Raw genomic sequence first — 20,787 nt, forward strand, 5'->3', positions numbered from 1 at the left:
CGCGGCTGCACTCGTGCGGGGGCGGCCGGGGAGGAGCGCCAGGATGACCGTCCTTGAAGACAGGATCGCGATGGCCGAGAGCGACGACACGATCACGCTCGACGAGATGTTCGAGCGGCTCGAGACGATGCCCGTCCCCGAGGGATACAAGGTCGAGATCGTCGAGGGGTTCGTCTACATGTCGCCACAGCGGGACACCCACTGGGAGATCATCCTGGACATCGTCGAGCAGCTGCGGACCAAGTACCCGCGGAAGCGCGTGAAGTCCGACGTGCGCATCGACTACCCGGGGCACCTGAACGGCTTCGCGACCGACGTGACCGTGATGGCCGAGGGCGCCGCCAAGACAGAGGAAGGCCGCTGGCGCTACGAGGACGTCGAGTTCGTCGCCGAGGTCATCTCCAAGGGCACCGCCACCAACGACTACGGCCCGAAGAAGAGCGCGTACGCCAAGGCAGAGGTCCCCGTGTACCTCGTCGCCGACCCGTACCAGCGCCGGTGCCACATCTACACCCAGCCCAAGGGCGACGACTACACCACCGAGACGAAGATCAACTTCGGCGACGACGTGGACCTCACCGACACGGTGGTCGGCCTCGTCCTCAAGACGGACGAGTTCCCCCAGGACTGACAGCTTCAAGGGCGGGCTCGCTCGGGCTCGGGCTCGGGCGCTGCGGGACCGGACAGTGGCGTCGGACAGATGTGCGCGGCTGGAACGGGTTGACTTGATTCGGGCGTCTCCCGGTCACGGTGCGTATCGTTGTTCTGCGCGGCTGCGTCTGTCCGTGGAGCGGCCGGGGAGGAGCGCCACGATGACCGTCCTTGAAGACAGGATCGAGATGGCCGACGCCGACGCCAACACCGAGCGTTTGGACGAGTGGTTCGAGCGTCTCGAGCGCATGCCCGTCCCCGAAGGATTCAGGGTCGAGATCGTCGGGGGCAACGTTTTCATGACGCCGCAGCGGAACACGCATTGGCAGATCATCCGCCGGTTCCTGTGGGCGGTCGAGGACAGGTTCGGCAGGGACGTCATGGTGTTCTCCGACGTCCGCATCGACTTCCCGGGCCACCAGAACGGCTTCTGCCCGGACGTCGCCATGCTCAAGGACTCGGCGAAGCCGGACGGCGAAGGCCACTGGCGGTACCAGGACGTCGAGTTCGTCGCCGAGGTCATCTCCGAGGGCACGGCTCCCAACGACTACGGCCCGAAGAAGACCGCCTACGCGAACGCCGAGGTCCCCGTCTACGTCGTCGCCGATCCCTACCAGGGGCGGTGCTACGTCTACACCGGCCCCAAGGACGGCGACTACGAGAACAGGGTTCCGGTGGACTTCGGCACCGACATCGACCTGACCGGCACAGTCGTCGACCTCGTCCTGAAGACCGACGACTTCCCTCGCGACTGACTCCTGCGGGGCGGTGGCGAGGGCTCGGGTTCGAGTTCGGGCGCTGCCGCTGAACCCCGCTGATCGCTTGCATAGAGCGCACTCCAAGCCGTTGGCTTGTGCCCCATGGAGTACACGCAGCTCGGACGTACCGGACTCAAGGTCAGCCGACTCGTCCTCGGCACCATGAACTTCGGCCCGCAGACGGAGGAAGCCGACAGCCACGCGATCATGGACGCGGCGCTGGACGCGGGCATCAACTTCTTCGACACCGCCAATGTGTACGGGTGGGGCGAGAACAAGGGTCGTACGGAATCGATCATCGGGAAGTGGTTCGCCAAGGGCGGCGACCGGCGTGACAAGGTCGTGCTCGCCACCAAGGTGTACGGCAACATGGCCGCCGACGGCGAGGCCTGGCCCAACCACGACAAGCTCTCCGCGTTGAACATCCGGCGGGCGGTGGACGCCAGCCTGAAGCGGTTGCAGACCGACTACATCGACGTGTACCAGTTCCACCACGTCGACCGCCGCACCCCGTTCGAGGAGATCTGGCAGGCGATCGACGTCCTGGTCCAGCAGGGCAAGATCCTGTACGTCGGGTCCTCGAACTTCCCCGGCTACAAGATCGCCCAGGCGAACGAGATCGCCGCCCGCCGCGGCGGCACCATCGGTCTCGTGAGCGAGCAGTGCCTGTACAACCTCGCCGAGCGCCGCGCCGAGATGGAGGTGATCCCGGCCGCGCAGGAGTACGGGCTCGGGGTGATCCCCTGGTCGCCGCTGCACGGCGGGCTGTTGGGCGGGGTCATCAAGAAGGAGGTCGAGGGCGGGCGCAGGGCGAGCGGACGGGCCGCCGACTCCCTCGCCAACACCGCCATCCGGAATCAGATCCAGGCCTACGAGGACCTCCTCGACAAGCACGGCCTCCAGCCGGGCGAGGTCGCGCTCGCGTGGCTGCTGACCCGGCCCGGGGTGACCGGTCCGATCGTGGGTCCGCGCACGGCCGAGCAGCTGGAGTCGGCCGTGCGGGCCGTGGAGCTGGAGCTGTCGGCGGAGGTGCTGACCGGGCTGGACGAGATCTTCCCGGGCCCGGGGCCGTCACCGGAGGCCTTCGCCTGGTAGCAGGACCGGCGGGCACAGCAACGTGACGGTGGCGGTCTACTTTCCGACCGCCGCCGCCACCGCCACCAACACGAACATCAGCACGAGCGCACCGGCCATGATCCGGTTCCGGGTTTTCGGGTCCACGTGCCCGAGCCTAACCGGCACCGCCGGTGATCCCTCCGCCGGTGGCCCCTCCGCCGGTGCCCCCGCCGAGAGCCCAGCGGTCGACCGCCTCGTACCGGGGCTGCTCCCCGGGCACCCCGGACCTCGGCAGGTTGCTGCGGACCAGCACCAGCTCGCCGACCGTCCAGGTGGCGCTGGTGAATCCGGTGAGGGAGTCCACGTACGGGCGTACGTCCAGCGCGTCCCGGCTCCTGGCCACCGTCAGGTGGGCCTTGTACCGGCGGTGCTCCCCCATCGGCACGCCTGCCTTCCGCGCGGCCGCCTCCGCGCGTTCGGCCAGCAGCCGCAGGGTCGGCAGGTCGCCGTCGGCCCCGGCCCACAGGGCCCGGCCGTGACCGAACTGGCCGCCGCCGCGCAGTGCCAGCGGGAAGGGCGGGGTGCGGTCGGCCGCGCGCTTCAGGCGGGCCGACAGGTCGGGTACGAGTTCCTCGTCGACCTCCCCGTAGAAGGCGAGGGTGAAGTGCCAGCCGGGGCGGCCGGTCCAGCGGAGGGCGTCCGCCCCGGGGAGGCTCTTCAGTTCGGCTACTTCGGCGGCGAGTTGCTCGGTCACGTCCTGTGGGGGCAGCACAGCGGCGAAGAGTCTCATGGGGACCAGGGTGTCACCGGCCCCCGTCCTCAGGCCTCGTCCTCAGGCCCCATCCTCGTCAGGCCCCGCCCCTCGTCACGCCGCCGTCGCCAGCTGCTCCCGCTCGCGTGGTACGAACCGGACGCTCGGATGGCCGTGGTGCCAGCCCACGGACAGGCGCAGGCCGCCGATGCGGGCCAGGACCAGGCCGATGGTGACGGCGGCGGCGGCCGAGATGGCACCGCCGAGGATGAATCCGACGCGGGGGCCGTAGGTGTCGGTGATCCAGCCGACGACCGGGGCGCCCAGCGGCGTACCGCCCATGAAGACCATCATGAACAGGGCCATCACCCGGCCGCGCATGGCCGGGTCGGTGGCCATCTGGACGGCGGTGTTCGCGGTGACGTTGACCGTCAGGCCGGCGATGCCTATGGGGGCCATGAGCAGCGCGAACAGCCAGTACGACGGGGCCAGCGCGGCCACGATCTCCAGTGCGCCGAAGGACGCGGCGGCCGCGATCAGCACGCGCAGCCGGGCGTTTCCGCGCCGGGCGGCGAGGAGGGCGCCGACCAGTGAGCCGACCGCCATGAGGGTGTTGAAGAGGCTGTAGGCACCGGCGCCCGCGTGGAAGACGTCGTCGGCGTAGGCGGAGAGCCACACCGGGAAGTTGAAGCCGAAGGTGCCGATGAAGCCGACGAGGACGATCGGCCAGATGAGGTCCGGGCGGCCGGCGACGTAGCGCAGGCCTTCGCGGAGCTGTCCCTTGCCCCTCGGTGTCCGCTCGACGATGTGCAGCTCGCGGGCGCGCATCAGCAGCAGGCCGGCGATGGGCGCGACGAAGGAGAGGCCGTTGAAGAGGAAGGCCCAGCCGGTGCCGACGCCGGTGATCATGACGCCCGCGACGGCGGGGCCGACCAGACGGGCGGACTGGAAGTTGGCCGAGTTCAGGCTGACCGCGTTCTGAAGCTGCTCGGGGCCGACCATCTCGGAGACGAAGGACTGGCGGGCCGGGTTGTCGACGACCGTGGCGAGGCCGACGGCGAAGGCGGCGAGGTAGACGTGCCAGACCTGGACGTGGCCGGTGAGGGTGAGCGCGGCGAGCGCGAGACCGGTGAGGGCCATGGACGCCTGGGTGACCAGCAGCGTGGGGCGCTTGGGCAGGCGGTCGACGAGGACACCGCCGTACAGGCCGAAGAGCAGCATCGGCAGGAACTGGAGGGCCGTGGTGATGCCGACGGCCGCGGAGGAGCCGGTGAGGCTGAGTACGAGCCAGTCCTGGGCGATGCGCTGCATCCAGGTGCCGGTGTTGGAGACGACCTGGCCGATGAAGAAGAGGCGGTAGTTCCGGATCCTCAGCGAGCTGAACATCGAGGACTTGCGCCGGGGGGCGGGTGGGGAGTCGTGGTGGCTAGGTGCGGGGGCGGAAGCTGCTCCGGATCCCGTACTCAAAAGGGTTCGCCTCCTTGCGATAGGCACTCGGTACTGCTCAGAGGTGTGCGAGTTTCTCCAGCACGGGGGCGGCGGCGCGCAGTTTGGCCCACTCGTCCTCGTCGAGGCCGTCGACCAGGCCGGCCAGGAAGGCGTTGCGCTTGCGACGGCTCTCCTCGAGCATCGCCTCGGCCTGCTCGGTCTGGGTGACGACCTTCTGGCGCCGGTCCTCGGGGTGCGGTTCCAGACGGACCAGTCCCTTGGCCTCGAGCAGGGCCACGATGCGGGTCATCGAGGGCGGCTGCACGTGCTCCTTGCGGGCGAGCTCGCCCGGGGTGGCGCTGCCGCAGCGGAACAGGGTGCCCAGCACCGACATCTCGGTGGGGCTCAGTGACTCGTCGACGCGCTGGTGCTTGAGGCGACGGGAGAGTCGCATCACGGCGGAGCGCAGTGAGTTCACGGCGGCTGCGTCGTCGCCATGGGTAAGGTCCGGCATGTCTTTAGAGTAACTCATTACTCTCCCTAAAGACCACCGGGTACGCGGCCATACACCCGTGACCCTGGCCACTGGGCCTCAGAATCACTCATTCGGGTGATCCCGCTGCGGAACGTGACGCAACGCGCCGAAGGGTGCCGCGACCCTCGTAGGCATGGGGACCAGCGTGCTCAGCCTGCGCATAGACCACGAACTGCTCGAACGGCTTCGCCAACAGGCCGCCAAAAGGGGAATGAGCGTCCAGGACTACGTGGTCCAGACGCTCATTCGGAACGACTTCGACGAGCGGTTCCAGGCCGCCGTCGAGGAGACGGAGAAGTTCTACGGGGTCACGTGAGGCCGAGGGCCGGCATCAGGTAGTAGAAGGCGAACACGGCGGAGACGACGTACATCGGTACGGGGATCTCGCGCCCGCGGCCGGCCGCCAGGCGCAGCACCACGAAGGTGATGAAGCCCATGCCGATGCCGTTGGTGATCGAGTAGGTGAACGGCATCATCACCATCGTCACGAAGGCCGGCATGGCGAGGGTGTAGTCGCTCCAGTCGATCTCCTTGACGGAGCCGGCCAGGATCAGGAAGCCGACCGCGATCAGCGCCGGGGTGGCCGCCTGGGACGGGACCATCGTGGCGACCGGGGTCAGGAAGAGGGCGAGGGCGAACAGCCCGCCGGTGACGATGTTGGCCAGGCCGGTGCGGGCGCCTTCGCCGACACCGGCGGTGGACTCCACGAAGCAGGTGGTGGCCGAGGAGGAGCTCGCGCCGCCGGCGGCGACGGCGATGCCGTCCACGAACAGCACCTTGTTGATGCCGGGCATCTGGCCCTGGGCGTCCGTGAGCTTGGCCTCGTCGCTGACGCCCATGATCGTGCCCATGGCGTCGAAGAAGCAGGACAGCAGCACGGTGAAGACGAAGAGGATGCCGGTCAGCGCGCCGACCTTGCCGAAGCCGCCGAAGAGGCTGACCTGGCCGATGAGCCCGAAGTCGGGGGTGCCGACCGGGTTGCCCGGCCACTTCGGGGTGGTCAGGCCCCAGGTGGGCACGTGCGCGACCGCGTTGACGATCAGGCCCAGCACGGTCATCGACACGATCGAGATGAGGATCGCGCCGGAGACCTTACGCACGATCAGCGCGAGGGTGAGCAGGGTGCCCAGGATGAAGACCAGTACCGGCCAGCCGTTGAGGTGGCCGGTGGCGCCGAGCTGGAGCGGGACGGTGGTCTGGGCGACGTCCGGGATACGGCTGACGAAGCCGGAGTCGACGAGGCCGATCAGCATGATGAACAGGCCGATGCCGATGGAGATCGCCTTGCGCAGGCTGTAGGGCACCGCGTTCATCACGCGCTCCCGGAGGCCGGTGGCGACGAGCAGCATGACGACGAAGCCGGCGAGGACGACCATGCCCATCGCGTCCGGCCAGGACATCCGGGGGGCGAGCTGGAGGGCGACGACCGAGTTGACGCCGAGACCGGCCGCGAGGGCGATCGGCACGTTGCCGATGACACCCATGAGGAGGGTCGTGAAGGCGGCGGTGACGGCGGTGGCCGTGACCAGCTGGCCGTTGTCGAGCTGATGCCCGTACATGTCCTTCGCGCTGCCGAGGATGATCGGGTTCAGCACGATGATGTACGCCATCGCGAAGAAGGTGGCGAAACCGCCACGGACCTCGCGGGACAGCGTGCTGCCGCGCTCCGAGATCCTGAAGTAGCGGTCGATCGCGCCGTACGCGGGCGTGCCGCCCGGCTGTTCCGGGGCGGGGACCTTGGCTGGGGCCGAGGTGGACATCAGGGACCTTTCGTTCACCGGCGGGCGTCCCCCTAGCCCGATTGGTGTTTCCTACGAATATAAGCTGCCAAACGCAAACCGTTTCAGTATGAACATATAAGCCCGTGAGCGCTATCTCCGCGCGTAGACCTGATCGCCTCGTAAGCTGTGCGCATGGAGAAGTGGACCCCCAAGCACGAGGCACCGGAGCCGCTGGAAGGCCCCGTGGTCGCCACGATCACCGGTGGCACGATCGTCTGGTTCGTCCTCTTCCTCGCCCAGCTCCCCTTCTACGGCTGGTACGCCGACCGCGGCCACGCCTGGTGGATCTGGACCTGCCTCGCCGGCGGCGGCCTCGGCCTCATCGGCGTGTGGTACGTCCGCCGCCGCGACGCGGCCATCAAGCGGGCGGCAACGGTCCAGCCGGGCCCCCGCCCCGCCGAATAGTCGCCCCGCTACAGCCGGGCCGTCTGCTGGGGGCTGCCGCCCCCAGACCCCCGCATCGGCCCTGAACGGGCCTCGTCCTCAAACGCCGGACGGGCTGGGTAATGCGGACCTGGGCCTGGGGGGTGGGGGCGAAGCCCCCTGGCTGGGTGCGAGGGCGAAGCCCCGCGAGGGGCGCACGGGCGAAGCCCGAAGGGGTGCAGGGGCGAAGCCCCGCGAGGGGTGCACGGGCGAAGCCCGAAGGGGTGCAGGGACGCAGTCCCCGCGAGGGGCGCAGGGGACGCAGTCCCCGCGAGGGGTGCAGGGGCGGAGCCCCGCCGGGGTCTGGGCGGAGCCCCGCCGGGGTCTGGGCGGAGCCCCGCCGGGGTCTGGGCGGAGCCCCGCCGGGGTCTGGGCGGAGCCCCGCCGGGGTCTGGGGCGGAGCCCCGCCGGGGTCTGGGGCGGAGCCCCGCCGGGGTCTGGGGCGGAGCCCCGCCGGGGTCTGGGGCGGAGCCCCAGGGTGGGGTGACTTCCCAGTTGGCCGTCATGGGTGGGTGGGTGGGAAACCCCGGGGTCTGGGGCGGAGCCCCAAGGGCGGCCACCCCGCCGTACCCCCATTCGGCAGGTGCCGGCCCAAATCCGCACGTACCGTCGATTGCATGACGCACATCGACGCGCCCGGCGCGAGGCTGCACGCGCCCACCCGGGCCGGCGGCCTGACCTCGGCCGAAGTAGCGGAGCGCACCGCGCGCGGTGAGGTCAATGACGTCCCCGTACGCAGCAGCCGCTCCCTCGCCGAGATCGTCCGCGCGAACGTCCTCACCCGGTTCAACGCGATCATCGGCGTGCTCTGGCTGGTCATGCTGTGCGTCGCGCCGATCCAGGACAGCTTCTTCGGGTTCGTCATCCTCGCCAACACCGGCATCGGCATCCTCCAGGAGTGGCGCGCGAAGCAGACCCTGGACTCGCTGGCCGTCATCGGCGAGGTGAGACCGACCGTCCGCCGTGACGGCGTCACGACGGAGGTGAGGACGTCCGAGATCGTGCTCGGTGATCTCATCGAGATCGGACCCGGCGACAAGATCGTCGTGGATGGCGAGTGCGTCGAGGCCGACGGCCTGGAGATCGACGAGTCGCTGCTCACCGGTGAGGCCGATCCCGTCGTCAAGGCCCCCGGCGACCGCGTCATGTCCGGCAGCTTCGTCGTCGCGGGCGGCGGCGCCTTCCGGGCGACGAGGGTCGGCCGCGAGGCCTACGCCGCACAGCTCGCCGAGGAGGCCTCCCGCTTCACGCTGGTCCACTCCGAGCTGCGCTCGGGTATCTCGACCATCCTCAAGTACGTCACCTGGATGATGGTCCCGACCGCGGTCGGCCTCGTCATCAGCCAGTTCGTGGTCAAGCAGCACGGGCTCAAGGACTCGGTCGCCCGGACCGTCGGCGGCATCGTCCCGATGGTCCCGGAGGGGCTGGTGCTCCTCACCTCCGTCGCCTTCGCGATAGGCGTCATACGGCTCGGCCGCAAGCAGTGCCTCGTGCAGGAGCTGCCCGCCATCGAGGGTCTCGCCCGCGTCGACACCGTCTGTCTGGACAAGACGGGCACGCTCACCGAGGGCGGGATGGACGTCATGGAACTGCGGGCCGTGGACGGGCACGACGAGGCGTACGTACGGCAGGTCCTCGGCGCGCTCGGCGAGTCCGATCCCCGCCCCAACGCCTCGCTCCGCGCGATCATCGACGCCTACCCGGACAGCGAGGAGTGGCGCTGCGTGGAGTCGCTGCCCTTCTCCTCCGCCCGCAAGTACAGCGGCGCGAGGTTCAGCGAGGGCGACGGCGAGACGAGCACCTGGCTGCTCGGCGCGCCCGATGTCCTGCTGCCGGCCGGTGATCCCGCCCTGGCCGAGACCGAGCGGCTCAACGAGCAGGGTCTGCGGGTCCTGCTGCTGGCCCGCGCGGGCCGGGACGACCTGGACGTCCCCGACGTCGTCGACGGGGCCGCGCCCGCCGCCCTCGTCGTACTGGAGCAGCGGCTGCGGGCCGACGCCGCCGACACCCTGCGCTACTTCGCCGACCAGGACGTCCGCGCCAAGGTCATCTCGGGTGACAACGCGGTCTCCGTGGGGGCCGTGGCCGCCAAGCTCGGGCTCGACGGCTCGGTGGTCGACGCGCGCCGGCTGCCCGCCGAGCGGAACGGGATGGCGGACGCGCTGGACGGGGCGACCGTCTTCGGCCGGGTCACCCCGCAGCAGAAGCGGGAGATGGTCGGCGCGCTCCAGTCGAAGGGGCACTCGGTCGCGATGACCGGCGACGGCGTGAACGACGTACTGGCGCTGAAGGACGCCGACATCGGCGTGTCGATGGGGTCGGGTTCGGAGGCCACCCGCGCGGTCGCGCAGATCGTGCTGCTGGACAACAGCTTCGCCACGCTGCCGTCGGTGGTCGCGGAGGGCCGGCGGGTCATCGGGAACATCACCCGGGTGGCGTCCCTGTTCCTGGTCAAGACGGTCTACTCGGTACTGCTGGCCGTCCTGGTGGTGTGCTGGGGGGTGCAGTACCCGTTCCTCCCGCGGCACCTGACGCTGCTGTCGACCCTCACCATCGGCATCCCGGCCTTCTTCCTGGCCCTCGCGCCGAACAGGGAACGCGCCCGCCCGCACTTCGTACGGCGCGTGATGCGGTACGCGGTGCCGGGCGGGCTGGTGGCCGGGGTGGCGACCTTCGTGACGTATCTCGTCGCCCGGCACTACTACACCGGCGACGGCTCCCTGGAGGCGGAGACCAGCGCGGCCACCCTGACCCTCTTCCTGATCTCCATGTGGGTCCTGGCGATCATCGCCCGCCCGTACACCTGGTGGCGGGTGGTCCTGGTGGCCTCGATGGGCGTGGCGTTCGTGTGCGTCCTGGCCGTGCCCGCCCTCCAGGCCTTCTTCGCGCTGAAGCTGGTGGGCGTCGCGATGCCGTGGACGGCGGTGGCCGTCGCCGCGGTGGCGGCGGTCGTCCTGGAGTTCCTGTGGAAGTGGGTCGACCGCCGCTTTCCCGCGTGAGCGTCACACCGCGGGCCACAGGATCCTGTCCTCGGCCTCGGCCTGGAGATCACTGATTGCCTGGCTCGTCCTGCTGGAACGGGTGGGCGGGCGGATCGACGTACGGCCCGCGGACGCGGCGGCCTTCGATGAGGCGAAGGCCGCCTTGATCACCGCACGTCGACGTAGTCACCCGTGGCGCTGACGGCCGGGGTGGTCGTGGTGCCCGCGAAGGAGAGGCGCCAGTAGCCGTCGTACTGGGCGGTGGCGGTGGCCTTCACGTTGCCGGACGAGTCCGAGGTCACCGTCTTGACGGTGGTGTACGTGGTCGTGCCCGCCTTGCGGAACTGGAGCTTGACCGGCTGGCTGGTGTAGCCGTGGTACAGGCCGTCCTCCCAGTTGGCGCGGGACAGCTTGCCCGTGGTGGTGAGGGTCGTGCCCTTGGTCACCGGCTCCGGGCCCGCGTCGGCCGTGAGCTTGGAGTAGCGCTGCACGTTGCTGGTGGCGAGGCTGCCCTGGTCCTTGAAGCCGACCTTGCTGAGGTCGGGGTTGTCCGGGTCCTGGCCGTTGAAGGCGTAGGCCTCGGCGGCGACGGTCCAGCTGCCGGCGTCGGCGTTCTTGAGCTCGCCCTCGCCCGGGTGGATGTCGACGGTGCCCGTGCAGGTGGCGGTGGTCGACGAGGTGACCGTGCAGGTGGCGAAGTCGTCGCCCTCCAGCGTCTTGCTCGGCTCGTCCAGGGTGCCGCGGTAGAGGTAGGCGTCGCTGAAGAAGTCGGACGCGGTGACGTCCACGTCGGCGCCGTGGGTCAGCGTGTACGAGTACGTGGTGCTGACCTTGTTGGTGGTGCCGACCTTGATCGCCGAGGCGATCTTGAGGTTGGAGAAGCTGACGTCCATGGTGTACGGCGTACCGCTGGACCCGGTGGCGTGCGCGGCGGGCACGGCGAGGGCGGAAAGGGCCAGGGCGCCGGAGACGGCGGCCACGGTGGCACGGATGCGCATTGCGTTCCCCATGTGGGAGGAGTGATCGGGGAGTCTCTTGACTCGACAGCTCTGATCAGTGACGCCTGCGGCTGGTTGTACGCCGGTGACCGGATCCGGCCAGTTTTTGCGTGGTCATTGCATGCAGATGGCCAGAAGCAGAGGGAGAGGAAGCGTTTCGGCCCCAGGACGCCGGCTGCGTCCTGGGGCCGAAAGGGCACTGCTTACTGCTTACTGCTTACTGCACGTCGACGAAGTCACCCGTGGCGTTGACCGCCGGGGTGGTCGAGGTGCCCGCGAAGCTGTAGCGGAAGTAGCCGTCGACCGAAGCGGTGGTCGTGGTCTTCAGGTTGCCGGTGGAGTCCGACTTGATGGTCTTCAGCGTGGTGTAGGTGCTGGAGCCCTTCTTGCGGAACTGGAGCTGGACGGACTGGTTGGTGTAGCCCGCGTACTTGTGCGTCTCCCAGTTGGCGCGGGACAGCTTGCCCGTGACCGTGATGGTCTTGCCCTTCTTCACCGGCTCCGGCGAGGCGTTGACCGTCAGCTTCGAGTAGCGCTGCACCAGGGTGGTGCCGAGGCCGAACTGGGCGGCGGTGTCCTCGGTGGTGTAGTTGAGGGCCAGGGCGCCGCCGTGCCAGGTGCCGGCGTCGGAGTTCAGCAGCTCCTCGTCGTCCGGGCCCGGGTAGATGTCGATGTCGCCCTTGCAGGTGGCGGTGGTCGCCGAGGTCGCGGCGCAGGTCGCCGGGGCGTCACCGAACAGCACGTTGTCCGGGGCGTCCTCGGAGCCCTTGTAGATGAACGGGCCGTTGGCGAAGTCCTCGGACGTGATGTCGACGTCGGCGCCGTGGGTCAGCGTGTAGGTGACCGAGGTGGCCACGTGGTTGGTGGTGCCGACCTTGACCGCCTTGGCGATCTTGAAGTTCGAGAAGGTGACGTTCAGGTCCGCGGCCGTGGTGGCGGTGAACGCCGTCTTGCCGGAAGCGGCGTGCGCGACGGCGGCGGCGGCTTCCGCGCGGTAGGAGGAAGCGTCGGCCTGCGCGGCCGGTACGGCGAAGGCGGAGAGGGCCAGGGCGCCGGAGACGGCGGCCACAGTGGCACGAATGCGCATGTGTTTCCCCTGATGGAGAAGGATGGGCGCGGGGCCCAAGTGATCGGGGAGTCTGTTGACTCAGGTGATCAGATTCGCCATCAGGGGCAATGGTTGTACGCGATTGAAGAATTCGTGCGAAGACCTCGAAGGCGCGACTCAGTCGAACCAGCGGTCCCGTGCCAGCTCCTCCGTGCGTGACGGGTCCTCCAGCAGGGCCGCGACCTCGAAGCGGCGCGGCCACTGGCCGGCGGCCCAGGCGAGGCCGGCGGCGACGCCTTCGAGGGTGGCGGCGTGCAGGACGCCGTCGTCGGTCAGGCGCCAGTCGATCTCCACGCCGTCGACCACGAGTTCGTCGTGCTCGACGTAGGTGTCCGGGGTGCGCGGGCCCAGCAGCACGCGCACCGACTCGGGTACGTCGTGCTCGGCGCCCTCGGAGTCCACCTCCCCGGTCACGGATTCGCTCAGCCGCCGCACCTGGAACAGTTCGGCCAGCTCGGCGGCCCGGGTGGGGCGGACCGGCAGCAGCGGGACCCCGGACGTGAACGGCAGCAGGTCGGGCGAGTCGACGACGACGGCGCCGCCGGCGTCCACCACCGCCACCCGCCCGTCGACGACGGCCCGCAGCTCGTCCGGCAGGGTGACCTGCTCTGGGTCGAGGTCGGCCAGCGCGGTGTACAGGCCGTGCAACTGGGCTGGGGTGACCCGGCGTTCCGGGTCGGCGAGGCGGTCCAGCAGTTCGGCGGCGCCGCCGGGCTCGTCGAGCAGGGCGGCGACGGAGGTGCGCACGCCGAGGGCCTTGAGGACCTGCTCGTCCTCGAAGCCGGTGGCGTCCGCCTCGTCGTACAGGCCGTGCAGCAGCGGGTCGCCGCCGGCCGCGAGGAGGCCCGCCGGTCGGCGGCCGTCGAGGACCGGGTGCCCGCGCAGCCACCACGCCGTGTACGGCCGTACGACCTCGTGGGTGCCGTCCGGCAGCAGGATCCGCACCGGCTGGGTGAGCGCGTCGCGCAGCGGCGGGCGGGCGAGCAGGGCGAGGGCCTGCGGCCAGTGGTCGTCGTCGACGAGGTCGAGGTCGCGGACGGCGACGAGTTCGGTGGCGACCGGGGGTACGGGAGTGTCGGGGAAGCGGTCGAGGATGTCCTCGCACCACACGTCCACGGCGTCCAGCAGACCGGCGTCGTCCGGTTCGGCGAAGTCGCTCTCGCGGGGCTCCAGTTCGTCCGGGTCGAGGACGACGTCCGTGGCCCGTACGAGGGCGAAGTCGGCCAGCACGCCACAGGCGGCCAGCGGCTGCTCGCCCCACTTCTCGGCCAACTCGACGTCCACCGCCGCGAGTTCACCCTCGCGGATGACCTGGGCGAACGGGCTGCCGGGCAGGACGAGTTCACCGGCGGGGGCGAGTTCACCGTCCTCGTCGGGCAGGGCGAGGGCGCCCAGCCACGGCTCGTCGCCCGGCTCCAGACCCGCGTCGCGGACCAGGGCGAGGACGGCGTCGGCCAGTTCCTCGGCGTCGAGGCCGTCCTCCTCCCAGGCCACCGCGCCCTCGTCGTCCAGGGAGGCGGCGACGGCGGCCCGTACCTGCGGGGTGGTCAGGACGGCGCGCGGGGTCGCGGGCAGCGCACCGAGCTTCTCCAGGAGCGGGTGGGCGGCGTCCGGGTGAGCGACCTTCAGGCCGAGCCGGCCCAGCACCTCCGGGTCGACGGCGGCCGCGTCCGCGGTGGGCAGCAGGACCTGGCGGGGCCCGATCGTCGTCCGGCCTCCCCCAGAGCCGAAAGCCTGGGAGGTGCCCCCAGCCAGCGGCACGGGCAGTCCGGAGAGCCGGTCGGGGTCGACGCCGGCCAGGCTGTCGTACAGCCGCCACCACCAGTCGGGGGACTTCTCCAGACCGGCCAGCCGGTCGACGGCGTCGGCGAGCGGGAGGCGGGCGACGCCCAGCGTGCGCAGCTCGGCGCGGCGCTCCAGGCCGGCGGGCAGCAGCGTGGGCAGCACCTCGGCGAGGACCCGGACGGTCTCGGCGCCGGCGCCCTCGGCGATCTCCGCGTCCCGGGGGCGCAGGGACTCCGGGAGTTCGGCGGCGACCTCGTGGTCCGGAACGCCCGCGCCCTCGGCAGGGCGCTTCGGGGTCGCGGCCGGGGGCAGGAAGGCGGTGCGCGGGAGGCGGTCGAGGATCGCCTGGCGCAGGGCGCCGTCGAGTTCGCCCTTGCCGAGCGGGCCGGGTACGAGGTCGATGATGCCCTCGGTCACCGGGCGCCAGCCGGCGAGGAGTTCGACGTACGCCTCCGCCGCGCGCTGCACCAGGAAGTCGGTCAGCGGGCCGGGCGCCGCGTGCCGGCGGGTGGTGTCCAGCGGGAAGGAGGCGATGAGCAGGGCGGGGACGCCGAGGGGCTCGTCGCTCGGAGTGGGGGCGTGCACGACGGGCGTGGTGCGGGGGCGGGCCGGGGTGCCGTCCGGGTCGGGCACGGCCCAGGTGACCGACCAGTACGGGCGCAGCCGCTCCTCGACCGGGCGGTCGGCGAGCAGGTCCGGGGTGAGCGGGCCGTGCGCGGAGACCGTGCGCCAGCGGGTCGTGCCGTCACGGGAGTCGTTCACGACCGTGTGGGCGCCCTCGGTGCGGCGGCGCAGGGTGCGGGGGGCGTCGTCGTCGATCTCGACGACCACTTCCTCCAGGCCGGGCAGGGCCAGCAGGAGGGCGTCGTCGACGGCGTGCAGGAGGCGTTCGGCGAGGTCGGTGGCGGCCGTGTCGCGCAGCGGGAGGATGACGGCGGTGTCGTACGGGTCCGGGGCGCTGCCCTCGGCGGCGAACGGCAGGCGCAGCAGCGGTACGTGTCCGTCGCGGCGGCGGATCTCGTCGCCCAGGCCGGGGCTGTGGCGGGCGGTGTCGACGGCGAGCTCGCGGGCCTCGGCGAGGGACCAGCGGACGCCGCCGTGCCGGCCGACGACCGCGGGCTCGTCGGTGACGGCGAGCACGGCTGCGAAGCCGACGCCGAAGCGGCCGACCGTGGCGCGGGGTTCCTGTACCTCGGCCTCGCGTTTGGCGGACGCGCGGAGGGTGGAGAGCGACTCGACGCCGGCCGCGTCCAGGGGGGCGCCGGTGTTGGCTGCGACCAGCACGCCGTCGCGGAGGGTGAGGCGGAGCCGGCCGGGCACGTGGGCGCGGGCCGCTGCGTCGGCGGCGTTCTGGGCCAGCTCTACGACGAGGCGGTCGCGGTAGCCGCCGAGGACCAGGTCCTCCTCGGCGTTGGCGTCCTCGCGGAATCGGGCGGGGCTGGTGGCCCAGGCGTCGAGAACCCCGCGGCGGAGGCGGGCGGTGGCGAAGGGGTCGGCGCCCTCGGTCGCCGGGCGCACGTACTTGCTCACGTTCACTCTCCTCGTCGGCTGACCACGAAGGTACCGCGCCGCTGCCGCTGGGCTTGGCCGGTGGGCCCGGGCGGAGGGCGCTTCCTGGGGCTCCGCCCCAGACCCCGGCGGGGACTGCGTCCCCACCCCTTCGGCCAAGGTCCGCATTACCCAGCCCGTCCGGCGCTTGAGGACGAGGCCCGTTCAGGGCCGACGCGGGGGTCTGGGGGCGGCAGCCCCCAGCAGACGGCCCGGTTACGAGTGGCCCAGTTCCGCCGAGGCCTCGTCGCCGGTGGGGGGGACCGAGCCCGAGTCCGGGGACGGGCGGAGGGGGAAGGGGTCCACCCTCGTCTCGTCGACCACCGGAGGTGCCGGCTGGGGCGGCTTGGGCATGACCGCGGCCTCGGAGTGGCCGCCGCAGCCGTAGGCGAGGGAGACGACTCGGCCGTCAGCCGGGGAGAACTCGTTGGCGCAGACTCCGAAGGCCTGGCCGAGCGAGCCGCCGACGGGGACCAGGAAGCCGCAGCTGGCGCAGGAGGCGGGCGCCGCCTGGGCCATGGGGGTCTTGGCTCCGAAGGCGTCGTCCCAGCGGTCGGCGGCGACGTGGAGGCCGTAGCGGGACAGGACGCGGGCCCGGCGCATGCCCAGTTCCTCCGCGATCGCGGCGATCGTGCCGCGGGCGGGGGTCACCGGCTGTACGGCGGGTGTGCCGGGGGTGACGTCGGCGTCCTCGGCGTCCGCCAGTTCCGCCATCTCCTCGGAGACCGGGGAGCTCGGCAGCGGCTGCTCCTCACCGGTGTAGCCGGGCTCCAGGCGGAGGTCCTCGGCGTCGGTGGGGAGCAGGTCGCCGGGGCCCATGTCGCCGGGGCGGAGGCGTTCGCTCCAGGGCACCCACTCGGGGGCGAGGAGGGCGTCGGGGCCGGGGAGGAGGACCACCTCGTCGAGCGTCACGATCTTCGCGCGGGACGCCCGGGCCACGGTGGCCGCCCAGCGCCAGCCCCGGTACCCGAGCTCCTTGCACTCGAAGAAGTGCGTGACGACGCGGTCGCCCTCGGCGACCAGGCCCACATGCTCGCCGACGACGCCTGGCGCGGCCGCCTCCTCGGCTGCGGCACGGGCGAGGTCGACGGCCTCGGCGCACAGACGGTCGGGGGTGCGGCTTCGCGTGGTCGCTGCGCTCACAGGTATCGCTTCTCTCCTACGCCGTCTCACGGGTGCGCCTGCCTGAAGGCGGTGGAACGGACGGAGCGGACCTGTGGGCCGCATCGACGTCCGCGTCCGATCGCGCTCGGGCGCACCTCTGTCATCCATTCTGCGGGATGGCTGAGATACGCACGCTACCCGGTCACCGGCGCTCGGCCTACACCGACGGAGTTGTTCGCCGGTTCGCGGTGGTGTTTCCGGCCCGGCCGTTCGACTCGCTTGGCTTCAAACCGCACTATCAACGCCCGTCTCGGGGCACTATGAACGTCGTGGCAGCCACGAGGCCGCCCCAGGGTGCCACCGGGAGGACCGGTGGGGCCGGGGGGAGCAGTCGAGGTGGCGGTGCGGGTCCGGTGCGCGGGGCCGCCCGCGCGGTCGGTCGTGCCCTGCACTTCCCGGTGACCGGGGCCGCACGAGGCATCCGCAAGGCCACGCACGCGCACGGCGCCGGAGAGTCCGGGCTCGGCAAGCTGATCGAGTTGCACGCGGTCAACGGCGCGGGCGATGTCATGATCACCGTCGCGCTGGCCTCGACGGTGTTCTTCTCGGTGCCCACCGACGAGGCCCGGGGGCGTGTCGCGCTCTACCTGGCCATCACGATGGCCCCGTTCACGGTCCTCGCGCCGGTGATCGGCCCGCTCCTCGACAAGCTGCCGCACGGCCGCCGGGCCGCGATGGCCGGGACGATGCTCGCCCGTGCCCTGCTCGCGCTGATCATCTCGGGGGCCGTGGCCGGCGGCAGCCTGGAGCTGTATCCGGCGGCGCTGGGGGTGCTGGTCGCGTCCAAGGCGTACGGGGTGGTGCGCAGTGCCGTGGTGCCGCGGCTGCTGCCGCCGCGTTTCTCGCTGGTGAAGGCGAACTCGCGGGTGACCCTGGGCGGGCTGCTGGCCACGGGGGTCGCCGCGCCCATCGGGGCGGGGCTCCAGTCGATCGGCTCCCCCTGGCCGCTCTACGGCGCCTTCGTGATCTACGTGGCCGGAGCGTTCCTGTCGTTCTCCCTGCCCGCGAAGGTCGACTCGGCCAAGGACGAGGACATCGCGCTGCTCGCCGCCGACGAGCGGCATCTGCACGGGCCGCACCGCAAGAAGGAGGAGCTGAAGCGGCCGGGGCTGCGCACGGTCGGGCCCGCCGTCACGAACGCGCTCGGCGCCAACGCCGCCCTGCGCTGCCTGTCCGGCTTCCTGATCTTCTTCCTCGCCTTCCTGCTGCGCGAGCACCCGCTGACCGGCGAGAGCGCGGCGGTGTCGATGGGGATAGTGGGCGTGGCCGCCGGCGCGGGCAACGCGCTGGGTACGGCGGTCGGGTCATGGCTCAGGTACCGGGCGCCGGAGATCATCATCGTGACGGTGGTGGCGGTGGTGCTGGGAGCGGCGGTCGTCGCGGCGGTGTTCTTCGGCGCGTTCCTGGTGGCGTGCCTGGCCGCGGTCGCCGGGTTCGCGCAGGCGCTGGCCAAGCTGTGCCTGGACGCGCTGATCCAGCGGGACGTGCCGGAGCTGGTGCGGACGTCGGCGTTCGCCCGGTCGGAGACGTTGTTGCAGATGGCCTGGGTGTTCGGCGGCGCGGTGGGCATCGTGATGCCGCTCAACGGCACGCTGGGGCTGGCGGTGGGCGGCGCCTTCGTCGCCGTGGGCTGGCTGACCACGGTGCGCGGTCTGCTGAGCTCGGCGCGGCACGGCGGCCGGGCGCGACCGCGAGTGGCGTAACGAACCGGGCACGCCGCACCCCGCGTGGGGAAGGGTCGGGACACGCCAGATAGCCTTCGGACATGACCACGCTGCACTCCGTTGTTGTGCGACGCCGCCGCGCCGTCGCCGCCGCCGGCGCCGTTTCCGCCGGACTGCTTCTGCTGTCGGCCTGCGACAAGCCGTCGCCGATGTCGACGGTCACCGTCGGCACGAGCTCGGTCAACTCCGAGGCCACTTGTTACAACGACGGCGACGCCCTCGACACGGCGTCGCTGACGAAGTGCCTGAAGGACACCGACATCAAGTCCATCAAGGTGGACCCGGACGAGACCGTGCGCTTCGGGGTGGACCCGAAGATCGCGGACAACGGCTGGACGATCCTGATGAACGGCCAGCCCCTGACCGACTCCAGCAAGAAGACGTACCGGACCATCCCGGGCAGCGTGTTCTTCAACGCCCAGTACGGTGCCCAGGGCAACTCGACCCTGGTGTCCATCAAGGAGGGCGAGAAGACGGTCACGGGTCTGTGGTCCTTCAAGCTGAAGAAGGAGTCCTGACCACGTCGTCCTCGGCCGGTCTCCGGGTCCTGGTGGCCACCGCGGTTCCCGCTGAACGGGACGCGGTGGCCCGGGCGTTTCCCGGTGCCGATGTGGTCGCCGCCGGGGTCGGCCCCGCCCTCGCCGCCGCCTCCACCGCGACCGCCCTGACCACCGCCGCGCTGCGCGGCACCCCCTACGGCCTGGTCGTCTCCGCCGGGATCGCCGGCGGCTTCCTGCCCGAGGCGTCCCTCGGCTCGCTCGTCGTCGCCGACGAGATCACCGTCGCCGACCTGGGCGCCACGACACCGGAGGGGTTCGTTCCGGTCACCGGGCTGGGCTTCGGGACCGTCACCCACCGTCCGCCGGATTCACTCGTACGAGAGGTGACCGCGGCCACCGGCGCGCTCGCCGGGACCGTCCTCACCGTCTCGACCGTGACCGGAACCGCGGCCCGCGCCGCCGAGCTGCGCGCCCGCCACCCCCGTGCCCTCGCCGAGGCCATGGAGGGCTTCGGGGTCGCCGAGGCGGCCGCCGCGCACGGCACGCCCGTGCTGGAGATCCGCGCGGTCTCCAACCCCGTCGGCCCGCGCGACCGCGCCGCCTGGCGCATCGGTGACGCCCTCGCGGCCCTGACCGAGGGGTTCGGGAAGCTGACGCCCGTACTGGAGAGTTGGAAACAGGTATGACTGCCCACGGTGAGCCCGAGTCGCTGCGGATCGCGTACTCGCCCTGCCCCAACGACACCTTCGTCTTCGACGCCCTCGCCCATGGCCGGGTCCCGGGCGCGCCCGCCCTCGACGTCACCTTCGCGGACATCGACATCACCAACGGCATGGCCGAGCGCGGTGAGCTCGACGTGCTGAAGGTGTCGTACGCGGTACTGCCGTACATCCTCGGCGAGTACACGCTGCTGCCGTGCGGCGGCGCGCTGGGCCGGGGCTGCGGGCCGCTGGTGCTCACCCGGGAGGCGGACACGGACCTGACGGGGCGTACGGTCGCGGTGCCGAGCGAGAAGTCGACCGCCTACCTGCTGTTCCGGCTCTGGGCCGCGGACACCCTGCCCGGCGGGGTCGGCGAGATCGTGGTCATGCCGTTCCACGAGATCATGCCGGCCGTGCGGGACGGGAAGGTCGACGCTGGACTCGTCATCCACGAGGCGCGCTTCACGTACCAGAACTACGGGCTGCACAAGCTCGCCGACATGGGCGAGCACTGGGAGGACACCACCGGGCTGCCGATCCCGCTGGGCGCGATCGTCGCCAAGCGGTCACTGGGCGCGGACACGCTGCGGGGGCTCGCCGAGTCGATCCGTACGTCCGTCCACGCGGCCTGGGACGACCCCGAGGTCTCCCGCCCGTACGTCATGGAACACGCCCAGGAGATGGACCCGTCCGTCGCCGACCAGCACATCGGCCTGTACGTCAACGAGTTCACCTCGGAACTCGGAGAAGACGGATACGCGGCCGTACGGGGCCTGCTGACGCGTGCGGCGGCCGAGGGGCTGGTGCCGCCCCTCGGGCCCGACGCGCTGTCGTTTCCCTGAACCGGCGCACACCACAGCGGGCCGCCGGACGGAGTCCGGCACAGCCGTCCGCA

18 protein-coding genes are annotated in these 20,787 nt (G+C 71.3%); 10 read left to right on the forward strand and 8 right to left on the reverse strand.

Annotated features, from left to right (window positions below):
- Window positions 1–43 precede the first annotated feature (43 nt).
- The 3 genes from ACFY01_RS33205 to ACFY01_RS33215 all read left to right on the forward strand — a co-directional run bounded on the left by ACFY01_RS33205 (window position 44) and on the right by ACFY01_RS33215 (window position 2,504).
- Complete coding sequence (locus tag ACFY01_RS33205) at window positions 44–631, forward strand: Uma2 family endonuclease (RefSeq protein WP_390739466.1); 588 nt, start codon at window positions 44–46, stop codon at window positions 629–631.
- Window positions 632–812: 181 nt separating this feature from the next.
- Window positions 813–1,406, forward strand: coding sequence for a Uma2 family endonuclease (locus tag ACFY01_RS33210; protein ID WP_361805625.1), 594 nt, complete (start codon window positions 813–815; stop codon window positions 1,404–1,406).
- A gap of 105 nt (window positions 1,407–1,511) precedes the next feature.
- On the forward strand, window positions 1,512–2,504 hold the full coding sequence (locus tag ACFY01_RS33215; RefSeq protein ID WP_390739467.1) for an aldo/keto reductase: 993 nt from the start codon (window positions 1,512–1,514) through the stop codon (window positions 2,502–2,504).
- 136 nt (window positions 2,505–2,640) lie between these two features.
- Here the strand turns inward: ACFY01_RS33215 and thpR are convergent, their stop codons facing one another.
- From thpR to ACFY01_RS33230, 3 genes are all read right to left on the reverse strand, one after another.
- The gene (gene thpR, locus ACFY01_RS33220; RefSeq protein ID WP_390739468.1) at window positions 2,641–3,255 is read right to left on the reverse strand and encodes an RNA 2',3'-cyclic phosphodiesterase; all 615 of its coding nucleotides are present in this window, start codon (window positions 3,253–3,255) and stop codon (window positions 2,641–2,643) included.
- Window positions 3,256–3,330: 75 nt separating this feature from the next.
- Window positions 3,331–4,602, reverse strand: a complete 1,272-nt coding sequence (locus tag ACFY01_RS33225; protein ID WP_390739469.1) for an MFS transporter — start codon at window positions 4,600–4,602, stop codon at window positions 3,331–3,333.
- 118 nt (window positions 4,603–4,720) lie between these two features.
- Entirely contained in the window at window positions 4,721–5,158 is a 438-nt protein-coding gene (locus ACFY01_RS33230; RefSeq protein ID WP_361442699.1) for a MarR family transcriptional regulator, read from the reverse strand.
- A 154-nt stretch (window positions 5,159–5,312) separates the two neighbouring features.
- Here ACFY01_RS33230 and ACFY01_RS33235 point away from each other — a divergent pair, with 154 nt between their 5' ends.
- Window positions 5,313–5,495 carry a CopG family antitoxin gene (locus ACFY01_RS33235; RefSeq protein WP_390739470.1) on the forward strand — a complete coding sequence of 61 codons (183 nt, stop codon included), beginning with the start codon at window positions 5,313–5,315 and terminating at the stop codon, window positions 5,493–5,495.
- On the opposite strand, the gene ACFY01_RS33240 is transcribed toward ACFY01_RS33235, so the two are convergent.
- Window positions 5,488–6,939: an NCS2 family permease gene (locus tag ACFY01_RS33240; RefSeq protein WP_390739561.1), complete on the reverse strand. Its 1,452-nt coding sequence runs from the start codon at window positions 6,937–6,939 to the stop codon at window positions 5,488–5,490. The genes ACFY01_RS33235 and ACFY01_RS33240 overlap by 8 nt on opposite strands.
- Before the next feature lie 153 nt (window positions 6,940–7,092).
- Here ACFY01_RS33240 and ACFY01_RS33245 point away from each other — a divergent pair, with 153 nt between their 5' ends.
- Window positions 7,093–7,365: a DUF2530 domain-containing protein gene (locus ACFY01_RS33245; protein WP_390739471.1), complete on the forward strand. Its 273-nt coding sequence runs from the start codon at window positions 7,093–7,095 to the stop codon at window positions 7,363–7,365.
- A gap of 635 nt (window positions 7,366–8,000) precedes the next feature.
- The gene (locus tag ACFY01_RS33250; protein ID WP_390739472.1) at window positions 8,001–10,382 is read left to right on the forward strand and encodes an HAD-IC family P-type ATPase; all 2,382 of its coding nucleotides are present in this window, start codon (window positions 8,001–8,003) and stop codon (window positions 10,380–10,382) included.
- Window positions 10,383–10,531: 149 nt separating this feature from the next.
- Here ACFY01_RS33250 and ACFY01_RS33255 read toward each other — a convergent pair whose 3' ends face one another.
- From ACFY01_RS33255 to ACFY01_RS33270, 4 genes are all read right to left on the reverse strand, one after another.
- Window positions 10,532–11,362: a hypothetical protein gene (locus ACFY01_RS33255; RefSeq protein WP_390739473.1), complete on the reverse strand. Its 831-nt coding sequence runs from the start codon at window positions 11,360–11,362 to the stop codon at window positions 10,532–10,534.
- A 217-nt stretch (window positions 11,363–11,579) separates the two neighbouring features.
- Window positions 11,580–12,449, reverse strand: a complete 870-nt coding sequence (locus tag ACFY01_RS33260; RefSeq protein ID WP_390739474.1) for a hypothetical protein — start codon at window positions 12,447–12,449, stop codon at window positions 11,580–11,582.
- Window positions 12,450–12,587: 138 nt separating this feature from the next.
- Window positions 12,588–15,785 carry a sacsin N-terminal ATP-binding-like domain-containing protein gene (locus tag ACFY01_RS33265; protein ID WP_390739475.1) on the reverse strand — a complete coding sequence of 1,066 codons (3,198 nt, stop codon included), beginning with the start codon at window positions 15,783–15,785 and terminating at the stop codon, window positions 12,588–12,590.
- A 234-nt stretch (window positions 15,786–16,019) separates the two neighbouring features.
- Window positions 16,020–16,946 (reverse strand): DUF3027 domain-containing protein, encoded by a 927-nt coding sequence (locus ACFY01_RS33270; RefSeq protein ID WP_390739476.1) that lies wholly within the window; start codon window positions 16,944–16,946, stop codon window positions 16,020–16,022.
- Window positions 16,947–17,236: 290 nt separating this feature from the next.
- Between ACFY01_RS33270 and ACFY01_RS33275 the strand changes: the two genes are divergently transcribed.
- From ACFY01_RS33275 to ACFY01_RS33290, 4 genes are all read left to right on the forward strand, one after another.
- Entirely contained in the window at window positions 17,237–18,670 is a 1,434-nt protein-coding gene (locus tag ACFY01_RS33275) for an MFS transporter (RefSeq protein WP_390739477.1), read from the forward strand.
- Between the two features lie 62 nt (window positions 18,671–18,732).
- On the forward strand, window positions 18,733–19,209 hold the full coding sequence (locus ACFY01_RS33280; RefSeq protein ID WP_390739478.1) for a DUF2771 domain-containing protein: 477 nt from the start codon (window positions 18,733–18,735) through the stop codon (window positions 19,207–19,209).
- Complete coding sequence (locus ACFY01_RS33285) at window positions 19,179–19,877, forward strand: futalosine hydrolase (protein ID WP_390739479.1); 699 nt, start codon at window positions 19,179–19,181, stop codon at window positions 19,875–19,877. The genes ACFY01_RS33280 and ACFY01_RS33285 overlap by 31 nt, the downstream gene beginning before the upstream one ends.
- A complete protein-coding gene (locus ACFY01_RS33290) occupies window positions 19,874–20,734 on the forward strand; it encodes a 1,4-dihydroxy-6-naphthoate synthase (RefSeq protein ID WP_390739480.1) in 861 nt (286 codons plus the stop codon). Before ACFY01_RS33285 ends, ACFY01_RS33290 begins: the two co-directional genes overlap by 4 nt.
- Window positions 20,735–20,787: the final 53 nt, after the last annotated feature.

This window comes from Streptomyces sp. NPDC001480 (assembly GCF_042894725.1).
Classification (GTDB): Bacteria; Actinomycetota; Actinomycetes; order Streptomycetales; family Streptomycetaceae; genus Streptomyces.